The organism is Carnobacterium sp. GW821-FHT04C06 (genome assembly GCF_059420345.1).
This window is the reverse complement of the sequence record NZ_JBWKTN010000001.1, coordinates 448,946-473,116: the sequence shown is the minus strand read 5'-3', so window position 1 is coordinate 473,116 and position 24,171 is coordinate 448,946. Positions and strand designations below refer to the sequence as shown.

The following is a 24,171-nucleotide window of genomic DNA, read 5'->3' as shown; positions in this document are numbered from 1 at the left end:
ACGTTCTTGTGTAGAATTGTTCAATGAAGGTTATTGATGAAAGGGGAAAAACAACGTGAATGGAAATTTAATTGTTAACATTATTTTAGCGATCATTTTATTAGGAATGATTGGTTATGAAGTGTATCAACATTTTAATCGTAAGCGGGCTGCTGTTATTTTAACTGAAGAAGAATTCAGAGAAAATATGCGTAAAGTCCAAGTGATTGATGTTCGTGAAAAACCAGAATTTGATGCAGGTCATATTTTAGGTGCTCGTAATATTCCGTATTCAGGTTTTAAAACGAGAATGGTAGAAATTAGAAAAGATATTCCCGTTTATTTATACGATCAAAAAAAATCAATGAGTGGCCGTGCGGCAGTTAAGTTACGTAAAGCAGGGTACACAAAAATCTATCGATTAAAAGATGGGTATCAAAATTGGAATGGCAAAATTAAAAAAAAATAAGCCTCAAATAAAAAACCTTGTTTATAAGGTTTTTTTATTTTTAGTTACAACATACAAGATGATACAATTAAAATCATGTAGAATTTATTAAGATTTATACTAATACTTGTTTTTATTCCTCTATTTTCTATGGATATAGAAAATATAAAATAAAAAAAGCAACTATTTTTATTAAAATTTGATATAATAGAACAAAATCAATTGTAATTGAAGGAGCCTATTTTTTTATGAATACAAATAAAACAAAGAAAACTAAAAAGAACGTTTCAGTAAAAAAAGAAATTTTAAGTACCTTGATGACTTTAGTTGTGGCATTGGGAATTGTAATGCTATTAAGAACCTTTATTTTTACACCGGTCATTGTTAAAGGCGAATCGATGAATCCTACTTTAGAAAATAACGACCGCATCTTATTACTAAAAATGGAAAAAGTGAAGCGATTTGATATTGTTACCTTTCCAGCACCAGATAACCCAAGTGAGAACTACGTAAAACGAGTGATTGGATTGCCTGGCGACGAGGTTAGCTATAAAAATGATATCCTAACCATTAATGGGAAAAATTATGATGAACCTTATTTAAAAGAATTTAAAGCAAATCTTCCGACTGGCGAAAACTTAACAACTGATTTTACATTAGAGCAAATTAGTGGGGTATCAAAAGTTCCAGCAGGTAAGTATTTAGTATTAGGAGATAACCGTCAAAATTCAAAAGATGGTCGTATGATTGGCTATATTGATGCAGACGATATTCAAGGAGTTGCTGATTATCGAATTTGGCCAATTACAACCTTTGGTCGAATTGACAAAGCTGAATAACCTAAAAACAAACCCGTCCTTGTGATGGGTTTGTTTTTTCGATGAATGAAGCGGTATCATTGAAGACGAGAATTCTAATTAAAGTAGAAAATGGCGAGAGAAACAACAACACAATAAAATGAATAAATTAAATAGGTGAAATTTCTTAGAAAATAGCGTATAATTAACGAGATAAGAAAAGTGGTGGGGTACTGATTTTTTAGTGCTCCTATTTTATTGCTAAGGAGAAATTATGTTTACTAAATTCAAACCAACATGGATGGTGGAAGCCATTTATCAAATTACACCAGAACAATTAAAAAAACGCAATTTCAAAGCTGTACTAACTGATTTAGATAACACGTTGATTGCATGGAACAACCCAGATGGAACAGCTGAACTTTTAGGGTGGATTGACGAAATGAAAGCAGCTAATATTCCTGTGATTGTTGTTTCAAATAATAAAGCGGCTCGAATCGAACGAGTGGTGGAACAATTAGGTCTTGATTATGTTGCAAGATCAATGAAACCATTGACAAAAGGCTTTAAAGAAGCAGAAACAAAATTGAATTTACCAAAAGAACAAATTCTGATGGTAGGTGACCAAATCATGACGGACATCCGTGGTGCAAACGCTGCTAAGATTCAAAATGTGTTAGTTAAGCCAATTGTAACGACTGATGCGTGGAATACAAAGTTCAACCGTTTGATGGAAAGACAGATTATGAACTACTTATTGAAAAAACATCCAGAAATGAATTGGAGGAATACAATTGATGGAGAATAACGAATTAGATTTAAATGAAGAAATCCGCTGTATTGGTTGTGGAGCAATTATTCAAACAACCGATAAAGACGCGCTAGGCTACACTCCGGTTTCGGCATTAGAAAAAGGGTTGGAGAGCGGAGAAGTCTATTGTCAACGTTGTTTTAGACTAAGACATTACAATGAAATTCAAGACGTTAAACTTACCGATGACGACTTCTTAAAATTATTAAACGAAATCGGCACAAAAGATGCGTTAATTGTGAATGTGATTGATATTTTTGATTTTAATGGTAGCTTGATTCCTGGACTACATCGTTTTGTTGGAAACAATCCGGTTTTACTAGTAGGAAATAAAGTTGATTTGTTACCAAAATCATTAAAACGTGGCAAAATGACCCAATGGTTAAAAGAACGTGCCTTTGAAGAAGGACTACGCCCTGAAGATGTCATTTTAACAAGTGCAATGAAAGCAAAAGAAATGGATAGCCTACTAGAAACCATTGAAAAACATCGTAAAGGCCGTGATGTATTTGTAGTTGGGGTAACCAATGTTGGGAAATCAACCTTGATTAATCAAATTATCAAAAACACAGCTGGCGTACAAGATTTAATTACGACTTCACAATTTCCAGGAACAACCCTTGACCGTATCGAGATTCCATTAGAAGATGGGAAAAATTTAATTGATACACCAGGAATTATTCATCGTCACCAAATGGCACACGTTTTAGGAGATAAAGATCTAAAATTGATCGCTCCTAAAAAAGAAATTAAGCCAATGGTTTACCAATTGAACGAAGAGCAAACCTTGTTTTTTGGTGGAGTAGCGCGTTTTGATTACTTGAAAGGTGGGCGTAGATCCTTCACTTGTTTCTTATCAAATGATTTGAAAATTCATCGTACAAAGCTTGAAAAAGCCGATGAATTGTATGCAAATCATGTGGGAGGAATGTTGCAACCCCCTCGTCAAGAAGAAGTGGAAAGCTTCCCTGAGTTGGTTCGTTTTGAATTTTCTGTCAAAGAAAAAAGCGATATTGTCTTTGCTGGTCTAGGCTGGGTAACGGTTAACGAACCAGGTGCAGTTGTAGCTGGTTGGGCGCCAAAAGGCGTTAGTGTTGTGATTCGTAAATCATTGATTTAACAAATTAAAATAGAAAAGTCGTACAAAAGCGACTTAATGGAGTTGAAAGCATGAATTTAACAGGAAAACAAAAACGTTTCTTACGAAGCGAAGCGCACCACTTAACCCCTATTTTTCAAGTTGGAAAAGGCGGATTAAGTGATGAAATGATGAAACAAATTGGCGAAGCTTTAGAAAAAAGAGAGCTTTTAAAAGTTAGCTTGCTTCAAAATACAGATGAAGAAGTTACTGAAGTAGCAGCAGCTATTGAAAAAACAGTCGGTTGTGATGCGATTCAAATTATTGGACGCGTGATTGTCCTATTCCAACCATCAACAAAAGAAAAATACCAACGCATTTCAAGTCGACTTCCTAGAGTGAAAGCTAATTAATCAAAAGGTTAGGTGATTTCATTGAAAAATCAAACAATCGTGATGACAAAAGCAGAACCATTCGTTGAGCAGCGTAAACGAGTAGGGATTATTGGTGGAACGTTTAATCCACCTCATATTGGTCATTTAGTAATTGCCGATCAAGTAGGGCACCAATTAGGATTAGATACAATTTACTTTATGCCGGATGCGGAGCCACCACACATTGATCGAAAAGAAGCAGTAGATGCAACTCATCGCTTAAAAATGGTGGCATCAGCAATTGAAGGCAATCCGCTATTTGAACTAGAGGAGCGAGAAATCCTTCGTGGTGGAAAAAGCTATACCTTTGATACGATGCTTGAATTAACCAAAGAACATCCTGAAATCGACTATTATTTTATTATTGGTGGCGATATGGTTGAATACTTACCAAAATGGTATCGTATTGACGAATTGATTCAATTGGTCCAGTTTGTTGGTGTGAAACGACCAAATTATGGAACCGATAGTCCTTATCCTATCATTTGGGTAGACGTACCAGCGATTGATGTCAGCTCAACAGATCTTCGAAAAAAACTTGAATTAGGTTGCCCAGTTCATTATTTGATTCCTGAAAAAACTCTTACTTATATTAAAGAAAAGGGGCTGTATCAAGATGACAAATAAGATGGAATACACTACTAACTATTTAAAAATGAGTCGTGTCGAACTACTTGAGCGCGTTCAAATGCAAATGGGTGAACGCCGTTTCAAACATGTTTTAGGCGTAGAAGAAATGGCGATTGCGTTAGCCGGTCGATACGAAGCAGACATTGAGGCAGCTAGTATAGCTGCGCTGACTCATGACTATGCAAAAGAGCGCGATCGCGATGAAATGCAAGAGTTAATCCGTAAAGAAGGCTTTGACTTGGATTTGCTCAATTACGGAAGCGAGATTTGGCATGGTCCAGTGGGCGCATTTTTAGTTCAAAAAGAACTAGGTGTTCAGGATGACTTGATTTTAGATGCCATTCGTAAGCATACGGTAGGAGCAAGTGAGATGACGTTGTTGGATAAAATTATTTATGTAGCAGATTTTATCGAACCTAATCGCGACTTTCCAGGAGTAGCAGAAGCTAGAGAAATTGCGATTCGTAATTTAGATGAGGCTGTTGCTTTTGAAACAAAACATACTTTACACTATTTAATTGAAAAAAATACCAAAATTTACCCACAAACCATTGCAACTTACAATACATGGGTTGCCAAATCATAGGAGGAAATCAATTGACAATATCAAGTGAAGAAATTTTAGAAATCGCCGTAAAAGCAGCAGACGACAAGCGTGCAGAGGACATCATGGCGATGGACGTGCGCAACATTTCAATTCTAGCAGATTATTTTGTAGTGATGCACGGAAACAGTGAAAAACAAGTAGAAGCAATTGTAAACGAAATTGTCGATCAAGAAGAAATGGCTAAAGTAGAAGTAAAGCGTATCGAAGGAAGAGACTCAGCTAAATGGATGTTGATTGATTTAGGAGACGTTGTTGTTCACGTATTCCATTACTCAGAACGTTCATTTTATAATTTAGAAAAATTATGGAGTGACGCTCCATTAGTTGATATCTCAAAAATGGTTGACTAAGATGAGTTATCAAACATTTGCACAAGTTTATGATGCCATTATGGATGACTCGTTATATGAAAAATGGCTTTCATTTGTCAAACAGCAAGTGGCAACAAAAGACCAAAAAATATTAGAATTAGCTTGTGGAACAGGTGCCTTAGCCGTCACCTTAAAACAAGCAGGTTTTGATGTAACAGGTCTAGATTTATCTGAAAACATGTTGACCTTAGCGAATGAACGGGCTATAAATGCTGGTGTGAAATTGCCTTTAATTGAAGGCGACATGCTGGATTTATCTGAAATCGGCACATACGACGTTGTTACTTGTTTTTCAGATTCTATTTGCTACATGCCAGATGAAGCTGCAGTTGGAAAAGTTTTTAATGAAGTGGCGAACTTGTTACCAGCAGAAGGGCAATTTTTATTTGATGTACATTCTGTTTATCAAATGGATGAAGTTTTTCCTGGATATATGTATAATGACGCCTCACAAGAAATTAGTTTTCTATGGCAAAGTTATGAAGGCGAAGTGCCACATAGTATTGAACACGATTTAACTTTCTTTGTTTACGATGAAGAACTAGATAGCTATGAACGTTTCGATGAGTGTCATAAGGAACGGACCTATCCATTAGAACAATACTTACAACTGTTGAAACAAGCTGGTTTTAGTCAAGTCAAAGTCAGTGGAGAATTTGGAACTCAAGAAGTAACAGATCAAACAACCCGTTGGTTCTTTACCTGTTCTAAAAAATAAATCAGACGAACGAACGGAAAAATCATTCCCGATTTTTCTGTTTTTTTAAAAGAAAAATGAATTTTTACTTAAACAGCAGATAATACAAGGAAAGGAGGGCTCTGAGGGATGAATGAAGAGGCCGTTCAACTTCTACAAGAAATTTATGGGTATCCAGAATTTAGAGTAGGACAACAAGATGTGATTGATAAAGTCTTAGCTAGACAAGATACCTTAGCGATTATGCCAACTGGTGGCGGCAAATCAATTTGCTATCAAATTCCAGCACTCTTATTTAATGGATTGACAATTGTAGTATCTCCATTAATCTCTCTAATGAAAGATCAAGTGGACGCCCTTCTCGAATTAGGGATACCTGCGACTTATATTAACAGTACACTTTCAAATGGAGAAATGCATCAACGATTAAAAAATGCAAGTAATGGTGAATATAAGTTGTTATACGTTGCGCCAGAACGATTCCAAACAGAAGAAATTTTTTACTTAATGCAGTCTGTAGAGGTACCGTTTATTGCAATCGATGAAGCCCATTGTATTTCTCAATGGGGACATGATTTTAGACCGAGTTACCTTTCGTTATGTGAGACATTGCAGAGCATCCATCCAAGGCCCACGATTTTAGCCTTAACAGCGACGGCAACGCCTGTTGTTTCAGATGACATACTGCGCTTACTAGGAATTGCACCGGATAATCGAGTTAAAACAGGTTTTTCAAGAGAAAACTTAGCCTTTCAAGTTGTAAAAGGACAAGATCGCAATCGCTTCTTATTAGAATATTTAAAAGTTAATCGTACACAATCAGGAATTGTTTATGCAAGCACAAGAAAAGAAGTTGAACGTATTTATGAATTATTGTTAACCAAAGGGATTCAAGCTGGGAAATATCATGGTGGGATGAAAGAAAGCGAACGAAATGACGCGCAAGAGAAGTTTCTTTATGATAAAGTAACGGTAATGGTAGCAACAAATGCCTTTGGAATGGGAATTGATAAAAGCAACGTGCGCTTTGTCATTCATTATCAAATACCAAAAAATATTGAAGCATACTATCAAGAGGCTGGAAGAGCTGGGCGAGATGGATTAGACAGTGATGCCATCCTCCTGTTTTCACCTCAAGACATGCAGATTCAGCAATTTTTTATTGACCAGTCTGAAATGGAAGAGTCCCTTAAAAAATATGAATACAAAAAACTGCGTGAAATGGCTCAATACGGTTCAACTCAAATGTGTTTACAACGTTTTATTGTTCGTTACTTTGGAGAAGATTGTGAAGACTGTGAACGTTGTAGCAACTGTTTAGATGATCGTGATGAGGTAGACATTACGCTTGAAGCTCAAAAAGTATTGTCTTGTGTAAAACGGATGGGTGAGACCTTTGGCAAAGCGATGATCATGAAAGTCTTGACTGGTTCAAAAGATCAAAAAATGAAACAGTGGGATTTTGAAGAATTGTCTACCTATGGATTAATGAAAGGGATGCCTCAAAAAGAAGTCACGCAACTGATTGATTACTTAACAGCAGAAAAATATTTAGCCCCAACAGATGGTCAATTTCCTATTTTAAAAATTACAAATACGGGTGTATCAGTACTAAAAGGAGAGTTAAAAGTAAGTCGGAAACAAGCACAAGTGGCTGAAAAAGTAGCTGTGGATGATGCGTTATTCGATGAGTTACGAGGAATTCGAAGTCTCTTAGCAAGCGAACATAAAGTTCCTCCGTACATTATTTTTTCAGATGAAAGTCTACGAGAAATGTGTCAGAAATTGCCGCAGACAGATACTGAACTGTTAACTGTTAAAGGTGTTGGTGAAAATAAACTTGAAAAGTATGGAGCTTATTTCCTAGACGCATTAAAAAAGGCGGAAGCAGTTAAGGGCTAAACAGAAAAGGAGGAGCAAACGAATGAAGAGTTGTGGTGTCATTGTTGAATACAATCCTTTTCATAACGGGCATCTCTATCATTTAGAGCAAGCAAAAAAAACAACCAATTGCGATGTTTTGATTGCAGTAATGAGTGGGAATTTTTTACAGCGTGGGGAACCTGCTTTATTTGATAAGTGGACAAGAGCAGAAATGGCTTTAAATCACGGAGCAGATCTTGTGGTTGAGTTGCCCGTCCAATTTAGTGTTCAGTCAGCGGATTACTTTGCTAAGGGCGGCGTGGCGTTGCTCCAAGCATTAAAATGTGATAGTCTGTGCTTTGGCTCTGAAGAAGGAACGGGAACTGATTTTAAAAGGTTAGCTAATCAAGTAGAAGAAAAGCGAGTAGTTATTGATGAGGCATTTCAAAATTTTAAAAACAATGGCTCAAGTTATCCCGTTCAAATGAATCAAGCAATAAAAAGTGTTTTCCCAACCCATTCAATTGATTTAATGCAACCAAACAATATGTTAGGGTTTAGTTACGTAAAAGAAATCATTAAAGCTCAATCCTCAATGGAAATTAAAACAGTGAAACGACACCTTGCACAATTTCATGATGAGTCTATTGAAGAAAAAACAATCGCAAGCGCTACGGCGATTCGAAAAGAATTGTTCAATCCGTCTGATTCATTTAAAGAAATTCAAAAAGTGGTACCAGAAGATGTTTTTCAATTTATTTCTACAACAGAATATGTTGACTGGGAAAATTATTGGGAATTGCTAAAATATCGCTTAACGACAATGTCATTAAGCGATTTACGTGGTATTTATCAAGTAAATGAAGGTCTTGAATTTCGATTAAAAGAAAAAGTGAAAGAAGCCTTTGCTTTTAATGAATTTATTCAATTGATTAAAAGCAAACGTTTGACTTGGGTGAAAATACAGCGCCTCTTTTGTTATATTTTATTAAATTTAACAAAAGTAGAGATGGCTGAGAAAGTTAAACAAGTTGAAGCCATTCGCGTTTTAGGATTTACTAAAAAGGGCCAAGAATACTTGAAAATTAAGAAAAAACAGCTAGAAATACCTTTGCTTACAAATATCAATCAAAAAAATCAACATCTTGTTGAGCTTGATATCCGAGCTGGATTGGTGTATCAAATGGGGAAAATAGATCAAAAAATAAATCAGGATTATCGTCGTTATCCTATTAGAAAAAAATGATAAAAAAAGTTAACCTAATGAATTTATCGGCAGATTTAAGTAAATCGAATAAAAAAATGATAAATCACATTCATTATGAAAACAAATTGAAAACCAAGCTACAAAAGAATTAAGCTGTAAGGTAAAACACATTGACAAAGGTGGTTACAACTAGTATAATTACCTTTGTTGCTTTAGGAGTGATGGAAATGAAATGGTCATTATTAGAATTGCAAAAATATCGCAATGAACCGCTAATTTTTTCTGAAGAGATTGATTTGAAAGAATCCATAATGGTAAGAGAAAGTGAAATCTTAGACATTAGTCCTGTTACCGTTAAAGGTACACTAATTGTTCAAGATGAAATTATCGCCCGTTTGGAAATTTCGTTGGTAATTACATTACCCTCATCTCGCTCGTTAAAACCAGTTTCGGTTCCAATGTTGATTGAAGCTAACGAACTTTATGTTCCAAAAGACGTAACCGATTTTGCAGAAGATGAAAAAAACGAGACGGTCATTTATCTAGATAAAGACCAAATTGATTTGACAGAAACTGTAGAAGATATTATTCTTTTGAACTTGCCAATGCAGGTGTTTACGCCTGAAGAAGAAGAAAGTGATGAACTGCCTTCTGGAAATGATTGGGAAGTAATTTCACAAGAAATGTATGAAGTGCGGATTGAAGAACAAAAAACACAAAACGTGGATCCTCGTCTTGCTGGTTTAGCAGATTTGTTTCCGGACGAATCTCGTGACAACCAAGAGTAAGATTGGAATAAATCGCTTTTTAACTATAACCCTAGGCAAATAGCAAAAAGCAATCCTTATAAGGAGGTGTAGATCATGGCAGTACCAGCTAGAAGAACATCAAAAGCTAAAAAAAATAGACGTCGTACTCATTACAAATTGGAAGTTCCAGGCATGAACCCATGTCCTAACTGTGGCGAATTGAAAAAGAGCCACCATGTATGTCCAGCTTGTGGGCAATATGACGGTAAAGAAGTAGTAAGCAAAGAAGCTTAATACAAACATTTCATCTTATTCCGTGAGATAATTTGTTAAATCCCTTTTGAGACCATGGCTCAAAAGGGATTTTGTTTTTTATTTTTGCATTTTCTAAAGTTCGTAGTACAATAGAGAATGAAATTCAAAAAATAACCAAAGGGAGGGAAAGATATGAAGTTGCCGATTGCCATCGAAGAAGTGATTCTTTATCTTTTACCAATTTTTTTACTCTGGGGATTAGGAAAATTAATACATAAAGGTTTACTGGTTTTAAAGTGGAATCTAAAAGCGCCTGATTTATTAGTTCCATTTTTATTTGTAGGAATCCATATTTTAAGTCGTTTGTCATTTAGTGTGAGTTGGTTTCCCTATTTTGCCATTTTTATTTTAGCTGTAGGTATTGCTATTTTAATTATGCTAGCTGTAAAAAAGGGTGAAATTTTATATAGTCAATTTTTTAAAATTTTTTGGCGATTCACTTTTATAAGTTCATTTTTCGCATATTATGTTCTTGTGATTATTAATTTAGTGACCACCTTTATCTAATTAGTAGTATTATTAAAAGTATTTTTCCTGATTTTTGGAGAAATGCTTTTTTTGTTTGATAAATATTTCCTAAACTGAAGAAATTTTGGGAAAGGCCCCCACTTTCTAAAATATGGCAGAACTCTTTATTTTTTAGGATTATTATGTCAAAAGTATGATATATTAATTATTTTTTCTTAAATTTTAAGTTATTAGTGGTGGAAAGTGGGGCAATGTGGTAGACTGAAAATGTATCTTGAAAGTGGGGTGAGTGTAGACATGCTAATGGGTGAATTTAAACATAATATCGATGCAAAAGGTCGATTGATTATGCCAGCCAAATTTCGTGAAGATTTAGGCGAAAAGTTCATTATTACAAGAGGGATGGATGGCTGTTTGTTTGGTTATCCAGAAAAAGAATGGACTACACTTGAAGAAAAATTAAAACAACTTCCACTTGCAAAAAAAGATGCTCGTGCTTTTACTCGGTTTTTTTATTCCGCAGCAACAGAGTGCGAATTAGACAAGCAAGGACGAATCAATATTCCTCAAACGTTAAGAGAACATGCAGAACTAGAAAAAGTATGCCATGTTATTGGTGTTTCTGACCGAATAGAAATATGGAGTCAAGATAGATGGGAAAAATTCTCAGAAGAAGCAGAAGAAAGTTTTGATGAGATTGCAGAAAGCATGATCGACTTTGGATTTTAAAAAGGGCGGGAAAACAAATGACAACATTTAATCACGAAACCGTATTGTTACATGAAACAGTAGACGGCTTAAATCTAAAACCAAATGGCATATACGTAGACTGTACGTTAGGCGGTGCTGGACACAGCGAATACTTATTATCACAACTTGGAAAAGAAGGACATTTATACGCTTTTGACCAAGATGAACGTGCTATTGAAAACGCAAAAATTAGATTAGCTACGTTTGTAGAAAAAGGAATGGTTACTTTTGTAAAGTCAAATTTCAGAGAGATTAAAGAAGCCTTGAATAATTTAGGAGTTTTTGAAATTGACGGTGTGCTTTACGATTTAGGTGTTTCCTCTCCACAACTGGATGAAGCAGAGCGTGGATTTAGTTATCATCAAGATGCACCTCTTGATATGCGAATGGATACAGATGCCCTATTAACAGCTAAAGAAGTAGTTAATACATGGTCTTATCATGAACTAGTTCGTATTTTTTACCGATATGGTGAAGAAAAATTTTCTAAACAAATCGCACGAAAAATTGAAGCGGTACGTGAAGAAAAGCCCATTGAAACGACAGGGGAATTAGTTGAAATTATTAAAGAAGTTATTCCTGCACCTGCTAGAAGAAAAGGTGGACATCCTGCTAAGCGAGTATTTCAAGCGATTCGAATTGCAGTGAATGATGAATTATCAGCAGTGGAAGATTCTCTTGAAAGTGCTATTGAGTTACTAAAAGTTGGTGGCAGAATCAGCGTAATTTCATTCCATTCATTAGAAGACAGAATTGTGAAATCGATTTATAAAGAACACGCTGCAATGCCAGATTTACCCAAAGGATTGCCGGTGTTGCCAACAGAATTTTTACCAGAATTAAAAATTATCACACGTAAACCAATTTTACCAAGTGAAGCAGAATTGGAACAAAACAATCGATCAAGAAGCGCAAAATTACGTGTTGCAGAAAAACAGATAAAAAAATAAAATGAGCGAATAGAAGGGAAGAAAGCGATATGGCGCAAAATAGCAGTTTAGCAAGAGAACTAGAAGTTGATATTCCAAAGAGATCCCCAAGTATTCCTGATCAAACAAGCATACATATGCCTGCTCCCAGGACAGCTGGTATAACAAAGTTTGAAAAAGCCTTGCTGGGAGCCGTTGCAATCATTGCTTTTGCGTTGATTTCAGCGTGTATCACGATGCAAATCTCAATTGCTACTACCAATCGCTCATTGCAAGATACGACAACGAAAATTGCGGATATTTCAAAAGTAAATGAGAATTTACATCAAGAGATTCAAGAGCTATCAAGATATGATCGTGTCTATAGTATTGCAGGAGCGGCAGGATTGAAAATGAATGAAAATAATGTAAGGAATGTTTCGAAATGAAAAATAGTAAAAACCCACAAAAAAACCGAAAAAAAATTGCGGTCATTCTATTTTTTACTACAGCGTTGCTATTTGTAGTGTTCATTAGTCGATTTTCTTACATTATGGTTAAAGGACAAATTAACGGTGAGAATCTGTCGAAGAAAGTAAATGAACTTTATACGAGAAGTAGTGTACTGAAGGCAAAACGTGGGACTATCTATGATATAGGTGGAAAACCGGTTGCATTAGATGCTACTTCTTATTCGTTAGTGGCTGTTTTAACCGATAAATGGTCAAAAGATAAGGAACATCCGAATCATGTTGTAGACAAAGAAAAAACAGCTGAAGTGTTATCCCAAAATATCAATATGAGTAAAGAAGAAATTTTAGAGCGTTTAAATACTCCAAACGTAGATCAAGTTGAATTTGGAAATGCCGGGAAAAATTTAAGTTATGAAATTAAAAGCAACATTGATAAAAATAAATTAACTGGTTTGGTTTTTGATGAAACCACAACTCGCTTTTATCCAAACGGAACCTTTGCTTCTCATCTAGTTGGGTTGGCACAAGTTGATAAAAATACTGAAACAGGCGAAATAAAAAATGATATTTTAGACGGTATTATGGGAACTGAGCAAGCATACAACAACATCTTAAAAGGTACAGATGGAAAAATTGAGTACAAGAAAGATTCTTTTGGGTATTCATTGCCAAATTCAAAACCAAAAGAAGTAAAACCAAAAGATGGCAAAGATGTTTATTTAACTCTAGATAATCGGATGCAAGTCTTTATGGAAAGTACGCTGACAGAAGTAAATGAGAAATATGCACCTAAAAATATGACGGCAATACTAATGAATCCCAAAACTGGGGCTATTATGGCTGCTTCTCAGCGACCTTCATTCAATGCAGAAACATTGGAAGACCTATCATTTTGGCAAAATTTATTAGTAGAAGATACATTTGAACCTGGATCTACCATGAAAGTTTTAACATTAGCGGCAGCACTTAATGAAGGGAAATTCAATCCGAATGCGACCTTTATGTCTGGAGTTAAAAAAGTTGAAGGTGGAGAAATTCGAGATCATAACAAAGTTGGCTGGGGCCAAATTAGTTATTTAGAAGGATTAGAGCGTTCAAGTAATGTTGCTTTTGTTAATTTAATGGAACAAATGGGAGAAGGAACCTGGAAAAATTACATGGATGCCTTTGGAATTGGAAAGTCAACCAATTCTGGTTTACCTAATGAAAGTACCGGAAGCAATCCTTATGAGTGGCCATTAGAAAAAGCAAATACAGCATTCGGTCAAGGGGTTACCGTTACAGCATTTCAAATGATGCAAGCCTATTCCGCGATTGCGAACAACGGAAAAATGATGAAACCTTATTTTGTAGATAAAACAGTTGATCCAAAAACAGGCAAGCAAACCATTACAAAGCCAACTGTAGTAGGGGAACCAATTACTCCTGAAACAGCACAAAAAGAATTGGACTACTTGCAAAATGTGGTATACAGTGAAAACGGAACAGGTCAAGCATACCAAATTGACGGGTATAAAATTGCTGCTAAAACCGGAACAGCCGAAATTGTAAATCCTGATACAAAAAAATATTATACAGGAGACAACAACTACATTTTCTCAGTAGTAGGAATGGCACCGGCTGATGATCCGGAACTAGTGCTGTACGTTACAATGAAACAACCACAAAAATATGATGGCACAGTTACAGGCGGACGGATGGTAGCAGATGTTTTTAACCCAATTATGAAAAGAGCATTACAATACCAAGATTTAAGCAATCAACCGGATGATAGTGATTCTAACAAGGTTGAGATGAGTAAAGTAACAGGCATCACAAAAGAAGAAGCATTAAAAACATTAGAAGATAAAAAATTAAATGTGACGATTATCGGAAATGGTGATACAATAGTACAGCAATTACCTCTACCAGAATCAACTATTTTGGCAGGTCAAAAAGTAGTGCTATTGACAAACGGAGCGATGACGATGCCAAATATGACAGGATGGTCAAAAAATGACGTTCTTAAAGTATCAGAAATAACCGGTCAAAAATTTAAAATCGATGGAGATGGCTTTGTAACAACTCAGAGTTTACCAGAAAATGCTAACATGGAAGGTGTGCCTGAAATTAACGTTACCTTAGCTCCGCCTAGATAAGAAGAAAAGGTGAGAAATAATGAACGCTATTGATTTAGTAGCCAATTTAACTTTAAAAACAGTTGAAAAAGAAATTCCAAAAGAACTAGATATTCCGCATTTAACTCAAGATAATCGTGAAATAACTGTCGGATCGCTATTTATTTGTATCAAAGGTGCGTTATTTAATGGGCATGATTTCGCTCAAGAAGCTGTAGCAAACGGAGCCTCTCTAATCGTTGCAAGTGAACCAATCGACGTTTCAGTTCCGGTTGTCTATGTGCCTAATACAACGAGAGCAATGGCGATTTTGGCAGATGCTTTTTACGAGCATCCTAGTGATGAATTGAGATTGATTGGTGTAACAGGAACAAATGGCAAAACAACAATTACTCACTTGATTGATCAAATTTTTAGAGATCATCACGAAGTAACCGGCGTTATCGGAACGATGTATCGCAGAATTGGTGATGAGATTTTTGAAACAAAAAATACTACACCAGATAGTCTAACCTTACAAAAGACGTTTCGTGAGATGCGTAAAAAAAACGTGACAACATGTGCGATGGAAGTTTCCTCTCATTCGCTAGTACAAGGACGCGTTTGGGGAACGAATTTTGATATTGCGGTTTTTACTAATTTAAGCCAAGATCATTTAGAATTTCATCATACAATGGCAGAGTATGCCCATGCCAAAAGCCTATTGTTTTCACAACTAGGCAATACGTACCAAAAAGATCGTCCTAAGTTCGCTATTTTAAATACAGATGATCCAGTTGGAAGAAGCTATGTTTCTATGACTGCAGCACCTGTTATTAGCTATGGAATCGAATCAGAGGCAGATTTTAAAGCGACAAATATTCAAATTACTAATCGTGGTACAAGCTTTGACTTGAATTTTCAAGGTTCAAGTTATCCAGTATCCCTACAATTAGTAGGGAAATTTAATGTTTTAAATGTCTTAGGAGCAATGGCAGCTGCTTTTGCAGCGGGATTAGAGCTTTCAAGTATTATTCAATCACTTGAATCCGTTCGTGGCGTTCGTGGTCGTTTTGAACTTGTGAAAGGCAGCCAAGATTTTGCTGTAATTGTCGATTATGCACACACTCCAGATGGATTATTAAATGTGCTAAAAACAGTTAATGAATTTAAAGTAGGAGAAGTTTATTGTGTAGTTGGTTGTGGAGGCGATCGTGATAAGACGAAGCGTCCTAAAATGGCACGAGTGGCAATGGATTTTGCAGATCATGTTATTTTTACTTCTGACAATCCTCGAACAGAAGATCCAACTTTAATTTTAAAAGATGTAGTAAGTGAACTTGTAGATGAGGAATATCAGCTGATGGTAGATCGTCGTGAAGCAATAGAATCAGCTATTCAACAAGCAAAACCGAATGATGTGGTGCTGATTGCAGGTAAAGGGCATGAAGATTATCAAATTATTGGTACAACGAAACATCATTTTGATGATGTTGAAGAAGCAGAAAAAGCGATTTTGAAATTTCATGAAATGTAGCAGAGAATCTTTAAAAAAGTGATGGTCGTCACTGAAAATTAGGAGCGGTTGAACATGCATTGGACAGAAATGTTAATGCCAGTTGTCAGTGGTTTTGCACTAACAATTATGGCTATGCCAATATTTATTGGTTATTTTAGAATGAAACAATTAGGACAAACAACAAGAGAAGACGGTCCAAAATGGCATGAAGTGAAAACTGGAACACCGACAATGGGTGGTTTAGTCTTCCTAATCGCCATTGTTATTACGAGTGTTTGGGTTGGCATTTGGCAAAAATCCTTAACGATATCTTTAGGGTTGCTAATGTTTATCCTAGTTCTTTACGGTATTTTAGGTTTTTTAGATGATTTTATCAAAGTCTTTAAAAAAAGAAATCTTGGTTTGACATCTAAACAAAAATTAATCGGTCAAATTATTGGCGGTATTGTATTTTTTGCTGTATACCGAATAGAAGGCTTAGATACATTATTGTATCTTCCGTTTTTTGGTGAAGTGAATATTGGGTGGTTGTATGCTGTTTTTGTTATTGTTTGGTTAGTTGGTTTCTCAAATGCAGTTAATTTAACAGATGGTTTAGATGGTTTGGTGGCAGGCACGGCAAGTATTGCTTATGGTGCGTATGCCGTTTTAGCATTTAAACAAGGTCAAACAGATATTTTGATTTTTTGTTTAGCTGTAATTGGTGGACTTGTTGGGTTCTTTTTCTTTAATAAAAAACCAGCAAAAATATTTATGGGAGATGTTGGTTCGTTAGCATTAGGTGGCGGATTAGCAGCTGTTTCTATTCTGTTACATCAAGAATGGTCATTGCTATTGATTGGATTAATCTTTGTTATTGAAACGGCAAGCGTTATGATTCAGGTAACATCCTTCAAATTAACTGGTAAACGTGTCTTTAAAATGAGTCCAATCCATCATCATTTTGAAATGAGTGGTTGGAGTGAATGGCGTGTTGTTTTAACATTTTGGGCTGTTGGTTTAGTTGCAGCCGCTTTAGCACTAGTGATTATTCTTTAACAGGAGGCTTTTTAGAATGAAAAAAGTAACAGCTTACGAACATAAAAAAGTATTGGTTGTCGGTTTAGCAATGAGTGGCGTGAACGCGGCTAAATTGTTGCATGAATTAGGCGCATTAGTTACCGTTAACGATTATAAGAGCTTTGAAGAAAACCCAGAAGCGCAAGAACTTTTAGAATCAGGAATTCGGGTTGTAACAGGCGGACATCCAGTTGAATTGTTAGATGAGGATTTTGAATTAGTTGTAAAAAATCCTGGTATCATGTACAACAACCCAATTGTACATCGTGCAATTGAAAAAGGAATACCTGTTATTACAGAAGTTGAATTAGCTTATGAAGTTGCTGAAAGTAAAATTATCGGCATTACTGGAACTAATGGGAAAACAACAACTACCACGATGATTGCTGAAATTTTAAATCATAACCGTAAAAATGGTCATGCTTATGTTGCAGGAAATATAGGGACACCAGCTAGTTTAGTTGCTCAAACAGCAACTAAAGATGATGAAATCGTGATTGAGTTATCAAGTTTCCAATTAATGGGAATTAAAACATTACGACCACAAATTGCTGTCATCACCAATATTTTTGAAGCCCATATTGATTATCATGGCTCACGAGACGAATACGTAGCAGCCAAATGGCGTATTACTGAAAATCAAACAGCAGATGACTATTTAATTTTAAATTGGGATCAAGAAGAGTTGCGTGAATTGTCTAAAACAAGTAAAGCAAAAATTATTCCATTCTCAAGAAAAGAGAGTTTAAAAAATGGCGCTTATGTAAAAGGTGACATGATTTATTATCAAGATGAAGCTATTATGAATAAAAATGATATTGTCGTACCAGGTGAGCATAATGTTGAAAATGCGTTGGCTGCAATTGCGGTTGCAAAATTAGTAGGACAAAGCAATGAAAACATTGTAGAGTTATTAATGAATTTTTCAGGTGTTAAACATCGGACGCAATTTGTGACGGAGTTTAAACAACGTAAATTCTATAATGACTCTAAAGCAACGAATATTTTAGCAACTGAAAATGCATTAAAAGGATTCAGTAAACCGGTCATCTTATTAGCCGGCGGCTTGGATCGAGGAAATGGTTTTGAAGAATTGGTTCCAGCTTTAAAAAACGTCAAAGCGCTCATTGTTTTTGGTGAGACAGCTAGTAAAATTGAAGCAGCAGGTGTTGAAGCAGGAGTTAAAACCATTCAACATGTTCAAAACGTTGAAGCAGCAGTCCCAGTTGCGTATGAATTAAGTGAACCGGAAGAAATTATTTTATTATCTCCAGCGTGCGCTAGTTGGGATCAATACCGTAGTTTTGAAGTTCGTGGCGATGCGTTTATCAATGCAATTGATCAATTGATTGAAGAAGTTGAAGAACAGGAGGAGTAATGCTTTATTAAAAAGCCTTACGTTATTATTATGAAAATTATTTTATCTGGTGGTGGCACTGGTGGACATATTTATCCAGCTCTAGCCCTGATTCGACGTCTTCAAGTAATGAATCCCACTGTTGAAGTTCTCTATGTTGGAACAGAAAAAGGGTTAGAAAAGAAGATTGTTGAAAAAGCGGGAATTCCATTTAAAACAGTGGAAATTCAAGGTTTTAAACGTTCTCTATCACTTTCTAATTTTAAAACGATTCAATTATTTTTTAAAAGTGTAGCAGATTCAAAAAAAATTGTAAAAGAATTTAAACCGGATATTGTGATTGGAACGGGTGGATATGTTTGCGGTCCTGTTGTTTACGCAGCTGCTAAATTGAATGTACCTACCATTATCCATGAGCAAAACAGTGTTGCCGGCGTAACCAATAAATTTTTAGCTCGCTTTGTATCTAAAATTGCAATTTGTTTTGAAGAAGCAAGAGCTGAATTCCCTAAATTCCAAGATAAAGTAGTTTTAACTGGGAATCCAAGAGCCCAAGAAGTAGCGAATATTGAAAAATCACCTGTTTTAACTGAATATGGTCTAGCAACTCAAACTCCAACACTATTGATTTTTGGTGGGAGTCGTGGAGCTAGAAAAATTAATGAAGCATTTCTTGAAGCTTTACCAGAATTAGCAACAAAAGACTATCAAGTTCTTTTTGCGACTGGGGAAGTTCATTATGAAAAAATCAATCAAGAAGTTGAAAAATTAAATCTCCAAAACAAAAATGTGGCTGTTGTTCCATATATTTACAATATGCCTGAAGTTTTTGCAAATGTTTCGGTGGTAATGGGAAGAAGTGGAGCGACAACGCTGGCTGAACTAACGGCATTAGGTTTGCCAAGTATATTAATTCCCAGCCCATACGTCACGAATGACCATCAAACAAAAAATGCTGAAAGTCTATCTCATCACAATGCAGCACGTTTGATTCCAGACAATGAATTAAATGGAGCGCAATTTATTCAAGCAGCAGACGAATTAATGTTGAATGAACCTTTACGTGAAGAAATGGCAAAAGAAGCAAAAAAATTAGGTGTAGTTGACGCCAGTGATCGATTGATTCGTTTAATCAATAAGTTAATAAACAACTAAAAACGAGAAGGGAGCGAAGACGCATGGCAAATTGGAATAAAAGAAGTTCGTATAAAAAAAATACTGCTAAAGAGCCTGCGCCTTCTTTAACTCCTTGGGAGCAAGAACAGCAAAAAAAAGCAGCTGAACAAAATAGTGAAAAAACAGTTAGTAGTGAAGAAAAAAAGAAAAACAAAGCTGAAAAAAAAGTGCTCTCAATGGAACACAAGCTACCCCGTTTAAAGGAACAAAGACGAAGAAAGATGTTGCGTCGATTGATTCCAATGGTTTTTTTATTTTCTTTTACAATTTTAGTGATTCTTTATTTTATTTCACCTTTAAGCCGCATTTCAAAAGTAACTGTTTCTGGTACAAATGAAGTTTTTGACCAGTCGGTTATTGACGCCAGTCAATTGAAAAAAGGAGACTCTTTATGGGAAGCTTATTTTAATCGAGCTAAGATGGAGCAAGAAATTAAAGGGAAATTAAATCAAGTTAAATCAGTCCATTTAAAATTCGATGGAGTTAACAGCTATGAGGTAGCAATCAAAGAATATAAAACGGTAGCTTACTTAGCTAAAGACGATCAATACTACAATATTTTAGAAAATGGAAAAATTGTAAAAGAAAGTAGAAAAGTTTCAATAGGCAATCCTCCAATCTTTAAGAATTTTAAAGAAGGACCTGCTTTAGATGAAATGATTTTACAATACAGCCAGTTAAGCAGCGACATTAAAAATAGTATGTCAGATATTGAGCATCAATCCAATAAAACAGATGACTATTTAATTAAAATAAATATGAATGATGGAAATTTAGTGCAAGCAAGTATCCCATCTTTTGCTGAAAAAATGGCGTATTATCCTAGCTTTGTAAAAAGTTTAGGGGACCAAAAAGGAATTATAAATATGGAAGTGGGCGTTTATTTCGAACCATTTTAATAAAAAAGTAAAAAAAAATAACAAAATTAATAATGTACAGAATAATTCTACTAAAATCTTCGTAAAATACTGATAAATATGGTAAAATTAAAAATGTGTATCATTTATTGAGAAAAACTAAAATCTTAGGTCAATTAAGGAGGTTTCAATTAATGGGAAATACTGGGATTTATGTGAGTCTAGATATTGGAACCACTTCAATAAAAGTAGTAGTTGCTGAGTATGTCAATGGTCAAATGAACATTATTGGAGTTGGAAATGAAAAATCAGAAGGTCTAAGTCGAGGGATTATTGTCGACATCGATCAAACAGTTGAATCAATAAAAAAAGCAGTTAAACAAGCTGAACAAAAAGCAAATATGGATATTAACAATGTCATCGTTGGAATTCCATCAAATAGTGTTGAAATTGAAAGTTGCCATGGAATGATTGCCGTTTCAGGAGATAATCGTGAAATTAGTGAGTTGGATGTTGAAAATGTAATGGCTGCAGCAATGGTAAGATCAGTTCCGCCAGAAAGAGAAATTATTTCGGTGATTCCAGAAGAATTTATTGTTGATGGCTTTGATGGGATTCGTGACCCCAGAGGAATGATTGGTGTTCGTTTAGAAATGCACGCTACGATGCTAACAGGACCTAAAACGATTTTACATAACACAAAACGTTGTGTAGAAAAGGCAGGATTACAAATTGAGGAAATCGTCGTTCAACCTCTTGCAGTTGGAAGTATCGCTTTATCAAAAGGCGAACGTGATTTTGGAACGATTATCATTGATATGGGGGGTGGACAAACCTCTGCTTCTGTTATTCATGACAATCAATTAAAATATACATTTGTTGATCCAGAAGGTGGCGAATACGTTTCAAAAGATATTTCAATTATTTTGAATACCACCCTTGAAAATGCTGAAAAAATTAAACGTGATTATGGATTTGCATTGCCAGAAGAAACTTCTCCTGATGAAGTTTTTCCAGTTGAAACGATTGGCAAAAATGAGCCAGTCAAAATTGATGAACAATATTTATCAGAAATTATTGAAGCTCGTTTAGTTCAAATTTTCGAAAAAATAAAAGCTGAATTAGATATTGTTGGTGCAAGAGAATTACCAGGAGGAATCGTTCTAACTGGTGGAGCGGCTTCGTTACCAGGAGTGATTGAATTGGCGAAAGATATTTTTGAAATCAATGTGAAACTATATGTTCCAGATCAAATGGGCATGCGTTTCCCAGCCTTTTCTACCGGAATTGGTTTGATTGAATATGTGGCTAATTTAGATGAGATTCACGCAGTATCAAAAGGTCGGAAAGTGCATCATATGGATGAACGAGTGAACCAACACCACGTTGAAGAACACGTTTTTGAAAATAATGCCCCAACACCACGAGAAGAAAAACAGCCAAAAAAAGAAGAAGATAAGTTAAGCAACAAGGCAAAAAATTTCTTTTCTAACTTCTTTGATTAATCAACATAGACGAATGATAAAACAGAAAATAATCGATGTTAGTAGGAGGAAATAGGATGGAATTAGAATTTGATTCAATGATAAACAACGGTGCTGTCATTAAAGTTATTGGTGTCGGTGGAGCAGGAAACAATGCAGTAAATCGTATGATTGATGAAGGTGTTAAAGGTGTTGAATTTATCGTTGCTAATACGGATATTCAAGCACTACAAAGTTCAAATGCTGAAATCAAAATTCAATTAGGACCAAAATTAACAAGAGGTCTTGGAGCAGGTTCAAATCCAGAAATTGGACGTAAAGCTGCAGAAGAAAGTGAAGAACAAATTGCAGAAGCTTTAAGTGGAGCAGATATGATATTTGTTACTGCAGGTATGGGTGGCGGAACAGGAACAGGAGCTGCACCAATTGTTGCTAGAATTGCAAAAGAACAAAGTGCATTGACTGTTGGTGTTATTACAAGGCCCTTTACTTTTGAAGGTCCAAAACGTGGCCGTTTTGCTGCAGAAGGTGTTTCTGAAATGAAAGACCATGTAGATACATTGGTTATTATTTCAAACAACCGTTTACTAGAAATCGTTGACAAAAAGACACCAATGTTAGAAGCTTTCCACGAAGCAGATAACGTATTACGCCAAGGGGTACAAGGTATTTCAGATTTAATCACAGCTCCAGGATATGTAAACTTAGATTTCGCTGATGTAAAAACAGTTATGGAAAATCAAGGTTCTGCGTTGATGGGAATTGGTATGGCAAGTGGTGAAAACAGAACAGCTGAAGCAACTAAAAAAGCGATTTCTTCACCATTATTAGAAGTATCTATTGATGGTGCTGAGCAAGTATTGTTAAACATTACAGGTGGACCAGATTTAACCTTATTTGAAGCACAAGACGCTTCTGATATCGTTTCAGCAGCTTCAACAACTGAAGTAAATATTATTTTTGGAACATCAATCAACGAAAAACTTGGCGATGAAGTAATCGTAACCGTAATTGCGACTGGGATTGACAATCAACGTGGGCAAGAAGCTCGACGCGATAGTTCAAGAACGCGTAGTTTTTCAAATACAAATGAAGCAACACCTTATAGCAAACGCAACGAAGAACAAAGCCAATCAGCACCTGTAAGCAACCAAGCTGAAAAAGATCCGTTTGGCGATTGGGATATTCGTCGTGAACCTAATGTTCGTGAAACAAGTGGACGCGAAGAAGCACCAACAGAAAAAGCTGATTTTGATGTATTTAAACGCGATTCATCGCCAGAAAAAGGGCATGGAAATGACGATGATAGTTTAGACACACCACCATTCTTTAGAAGACGTCGTAAATAAATGACAATTTCTAAAAATTTAGAAGCAGTGGAGTCAACGCTATGCCAAGCAATTAATACAGTTGGGCGTAAACGCTCAGATGTAACGTTGATTGCAGTGACAAAAGCTGTTTCTAATGAAGCAACAAAAGAAATTTATGATTTAGGAATTCGTCATTTAGCTGAAAATAGACCAGAAGGTTTACAAGCAAAAAAAACTTATTTACCAGATAATGACATCAAATGGCATTATATTGGTAATTTACAAACGAGAAAAGTGAAGCAAGTTATTAATGAAATTGATTATTTTCATGCGTTAGATCGCATTTCTTTAGCTAAGGAAATCGAAAAGCGTGCAGAACACACAATCAATTGCTTTCTTGAAGTGAATGTTACAGGTGAGGAGTCGAAACATGGCATAAATCCTTCAGAGATTGAAGCTTTTATTGATTCTTTACAAGACTATTCTAAAATAAAAATCATCGGTCTAATGACAATGGCTCCAATCGATGCAGATGAAGCAACTATTCGCAAAGCCTTTTCAACTCTTTATCAACTAAAAAATACGATTCAAGTTAAAGGCATTTCATACGCTCCCTGTACAGAATTGAGTATGGGAATGAGTAATGACTATCAGATTGCTGCCGAGGAAGGCGCGACATTTGTACGAGTTGGAACAGCTTTGTTTAAAGACTAAAATAAGGGAGGACG

At 35.6% G+C, this 24,171-nt stretch carries 26 protein-coding genes; all 26 read left to right on the top strand.

Going from position 1 to position 24,171, the window contains the following annotated elements:
• Positions 1 to 106: 106 nt before the first annotated feature.
• The 26 genes from AC07SW_RS02300 to AC07SW_RS02175 all read left to right on the top strand — a co-directional run bounded on the left by AC07SW_RS02300 (position 107) and on the right by AC07SW_RS02175 (position 24,157).
• Entirely contained in the window at positions 107 to 448 is a 342-nt protein-coding gene (locus AC07SW_RS02300) for a rhodanese-like domain-containing protein (protein ID WP_152877412.1), read from the top strand.
• A gap of 227 nt (positions 449 to 675) precedes the next feature.
• Positions 676 to 1,266, top strand: a complete 591-nt coding sequence (gene lepB / locus AC07SW_RS02295; protein ID WP_119908229.1) for a signal peptidase I — start codon at positions 676 to 678, stop codon at positions 1,264 to 1,266.
• A 232-nt stretch (positions 1,267 to 1,498) separates the two neighbouring features.
• Entirely contained in the window at positions 1,499 to 2,032 is a 534-nt protein-coding gene (locus AC07SW_RS02290) for a YqeG family HAD IIIA-type phosphatase (protein ID WP_034569014.1), read from the top strand.
• Positions 2,022 to 3,155, top strand: a complete 1,134-nt coding sequence (gene yqeH / locus AC07SW_RS02285; protein WP_034569016.1) for a ribosome biogenesis GTPase YqeH — start codon at positions 2,022 to 2,024, stop codon at positions 3,153 to 3,155. The genes AC07SW_RS02290 and yqeH overlap by 11 nt, the downstream gene beginning before the upstream one ends.
• 50 nt (positions 3,156 to 3,205) lie before the next feature.
• Positions 3,206 to 3,526 (top strand): ribosome assembly RNA-binding protein YhbY, encoded by a 321-nt coding sequence (gene yhbY / locus AC07SW_RS02280; RefSeq protein ID WP_034569019.1) that lies wholly within the window; start codon positions 3,206 to 3,208, stop codon positions 3,524 to 3,526.
• A gap of 12 nt (positions 3,527 to 3,538) precedes the next feature.
• The gene (locus AC07SW_RS02275) at positions 3,539 to 4,174 is read left to right on the top strand and encodes a nicotinate-nucleotide adenylyltransferase (protein WP_376711066.1); all 636 of its coding nucleotides are present in this window, start codon (positions 3,539 to 3,541) and stop codon (positions 4,172 to 4,174) included.
• A gap of 1 nt (position 4,175) precedes the next feature.
• The gene (yqeK, locus tag AC07SW_RS02270) at positions 4,176 to 4,763 is read left to right on the top strand and encodes a bis(5'-nucleosyl)-tetraphosphatase (symmetrical) YqeK (protein WP_034573443.1); all 588 of its coding nucleotides are present in this window, start codon (positions 4,176 to 4,178) and stop codon (positions 4,761 to 4,763) included.
• A gap of 11 nt (positions 4,764 to 4,774) precedes the next feature.
• Positions 4,775 to 5,134, top strand: a complete 360-nt coding sequence (gene rsfS / locus AC07SW_RS02265) for a ribosome silencing factor (protein WP_034569023.1) — start codon at positions 4,775 to 4,777, stop codon at positions 5,132 to 5,134.
• Between the two features lies 1 nt (position 5,135).
• Positions 5,136 to 5,873, top strand: coding sequence for a class I SAM-dependent DNA methyltransferase (locus tag AC07SW_RS02260; protein ID WP_034569026.1), 738 nt, complete (start codon positions 5,136 to 5,138; stop codon positions 5,871 to 5,873).
• Between the two features lie 108 nt (positions 5,874 to 5,981).
• On the top strand, positions 5,982 to 7,754 hold the full coding sequence (recQ, locus tag AC07SW_RS02255) for a DNA helicase RecQ (protein WP_119908227.1): 1,773 nt from the start codon (positions 5,982 to 5,984) through the stop codon (positions 7,752 to 7,754).
• Positions 7,755 to 7,776: 22 nt separating this feature from the next.
• Positions 7,777 to 8,961 (top strand): nucleotidyltransferase, encoded by a 1,185-nt coding sequence (locus AC07SW_RS02250; RefSeq protein ID WP_494632165.1) that lies wholly within the window; start codon positions 7,777 to 7,779, stop codon positions 8,959 to 8,961.
• 188 nt (positions 8,962 to 9,149) lie between these two features.
• On the top strand, positions 9,150 to 9,710 hold the full coding sequence (locus AC07SW_RS02245) for a YceD family protein (protein ID WP_034569031.1): 561 nt from the start codon (positions 9,150 to 9,152) through the stop codon (positions 9,708 to 9,710).
• A 75-nt stretch (positions 9,711 to 9,785) separates the two neighbouring features.
• Positions 9,786 to 9,965 carry a 50S ribosomal protein L32 gene (gene rpmF / locus AC07SW_RS02240; protein ID WP_034569032.1) on the top strand — a complete coding sequence of 60 codons (180 nt, stop codon included), beginning with the start codon at positions 9,786 to 9,788 and terminating at the stop codon, positions 9,963 to 9,965.
• Between the two features lie 153 nt (positions 9,966 to 10,118).
• Positions 10,119 to 10,493 (top strand): DUF3397 domain-containing protein, encoded by a 375-nt coding sequence (locus AC07SW_RS02235; protein WP_494632163.1) that lies wholly within the window; start codon positions 10,119 to 10,121, stop codon positions 10,491 to 10,493.
• A gap of 258 nt (positions 10,494 to 10,751) precedes the next feature.
• Positions 10,752 to 11,183, top strand: a complete 432-nt coding sequence (gene mraZ / locus AC07SW_RS02230; protein ID WP_034573446.1) for a division/cell wall cluster transcriptional repressor MraZ — start codon at positions 10,752 to 10,754, stop codon at positions 11,181 to 11,183.
• A gap of 17 nt (positions 11,184 to 11,200) precedes the next feature.
• Positions 11,201 to 12,154 (top strand): 16S rRNA (cytosine(1402)-N(4))-methyltransferase RsmH, encoded by a 954-nt coding sequence (rsmH, locus tag AC07SW_RS02225; RefSeq protein WP_119908226.1) that lies wholly within the window; start codon positions 11,201 to 11,203, stop codon positions 12,152 to 12,154.
• Between the two features lie 29 nt (positions 12,155 to 12,183).
• Positions 12,184 to 12,561, top strand: a complete 378-nt coding sequence (gene ftsL / locus AC07SW_RS02220) for a cell division protein FtsL (protein ID WP_119908225.1) — start codon at positions 12,184 to 12,186, stop codon at positions 12,559 to 12,561.
• Complete coding sequence (locus tag AC07SW_RS02215) at positions 12,558 to 14,723, top strand: penicillin-binding protein (RefSeq protein WP_034569043.1); 2,166 nt, start codon at positions 12,558 to 12,560, stop codon at positions 14,721 to 14,723. Before ftsL ends, AC07SW_RS02215 begins: the two co-directional genes overlap by 4 nt.
• A 19-nt stretch (positions 14,724 to 14,742) precedes the next feature.
• Positions 14,743 to 16,218, top strand: a complete 1,476-nt coding sequence (locus tag AC07SW_RS02210) for a UDP-N-acetylmuramoyl-L-alanyl-D-glutamate--2,6-diaminopimelate ligase (RefSeq protein WP_119908224.1) — start codon at positions 14,743 to 14,745, stop codon at positions 16,216 to 16,218.
• A gap of 54 nt (positions 16,219 to 16,272) precedes the next feature.
• A complete protein-coding gene (gene mraY / locus AC07SW_RS02205; protein ID WP_119908223.1) occupies positions 16,273 to 17,238 on the top strand; it encodes a phospho-N-acetylmuramoyl-pentapeptide-transferase in 966 nt (321 codons plus the stop codon).
• 16 nt (positions 17,239 to 17,254) lie between these two features.
• Positions 17,255 to 18,637, top strand: a complete 1,383-nt coding sequence (gene murD, locus AC07SW_RS02200) for a UDP-N-acetylmuramoyl-L-alanine--D-glutamate ligase (RefSeq protein WP_135024038.1) — start codon at positions 17,255 to 17,257, stop codon at positions 18,635 to 18,637.
• A 30-nt stretch (positions 18,638 to 18,667) separates the two neighbouring features.
• Positions 18,668 to 19,771, top strand: a complete 1,104-nt coding sequence (murG, locus tag AC07SW_RS02195) for an undecaprenyldiphospho-muramoylpentapeptide beta-N-acetylglucosaminyltransferase (RefSeq protein ID WP_487528281.1) — start codon at positions 18,668 to 18,670, stop codon at positions 19,769 to 19,771.
• Positions 19,772 to 19,794: 23 nt separating this feature from the next.
• On the top strand, positions 19,795 to 20,691 hold the full coding sequence (locus AC07SW_RS02190) for a cell division protein FtsQ/DivIB (protein WP_119908220.1): 897 nt from the start codon (positions 19,795 to 19,797) through the stop codon (positions 20,689 to 20,691).
• A gap of 152 nt (positions 20,692 to 20,843) precedes the next feature.
• Positions 20,844 to 22,154 (top strand): cell division protein FtsA, encoded by a 1,311-nt coding sequence (gene ftsA / locus AC07SW_RS02185; RefSeq protein WP_494632161.1) that lies wholly within the window; start codon positions 20,844 to 20,846, stop codon positions 22,152 to 22,154.
• Positions 22,155 to 22,210: 56 nt separating this feature from the next.
• Positions 22,211 to 23,482, top strand: coding sequence for a cell division protein FtsZ (gene ftsZ / locus AC07SW_RS02180; protein WP_119908219.1), 1,272 nt, complete (start codon positions 22,211 to 22,213; stop codon positions 23,480 to 23,482).
• Positions 23,483 to 24,157, top strand: coding sequence for a YggS family pyridoxal phosphate-dependent enzyme (locus AC07SW_RS02175; protein ID WP_119908218.1), 675 nt, complete (start codon positions 23,483 to 23,485; stop codon positions 24,155 to 24,157).
• Positions 24,158 to 24,171 lie beyond the last annotated feature (14 nt).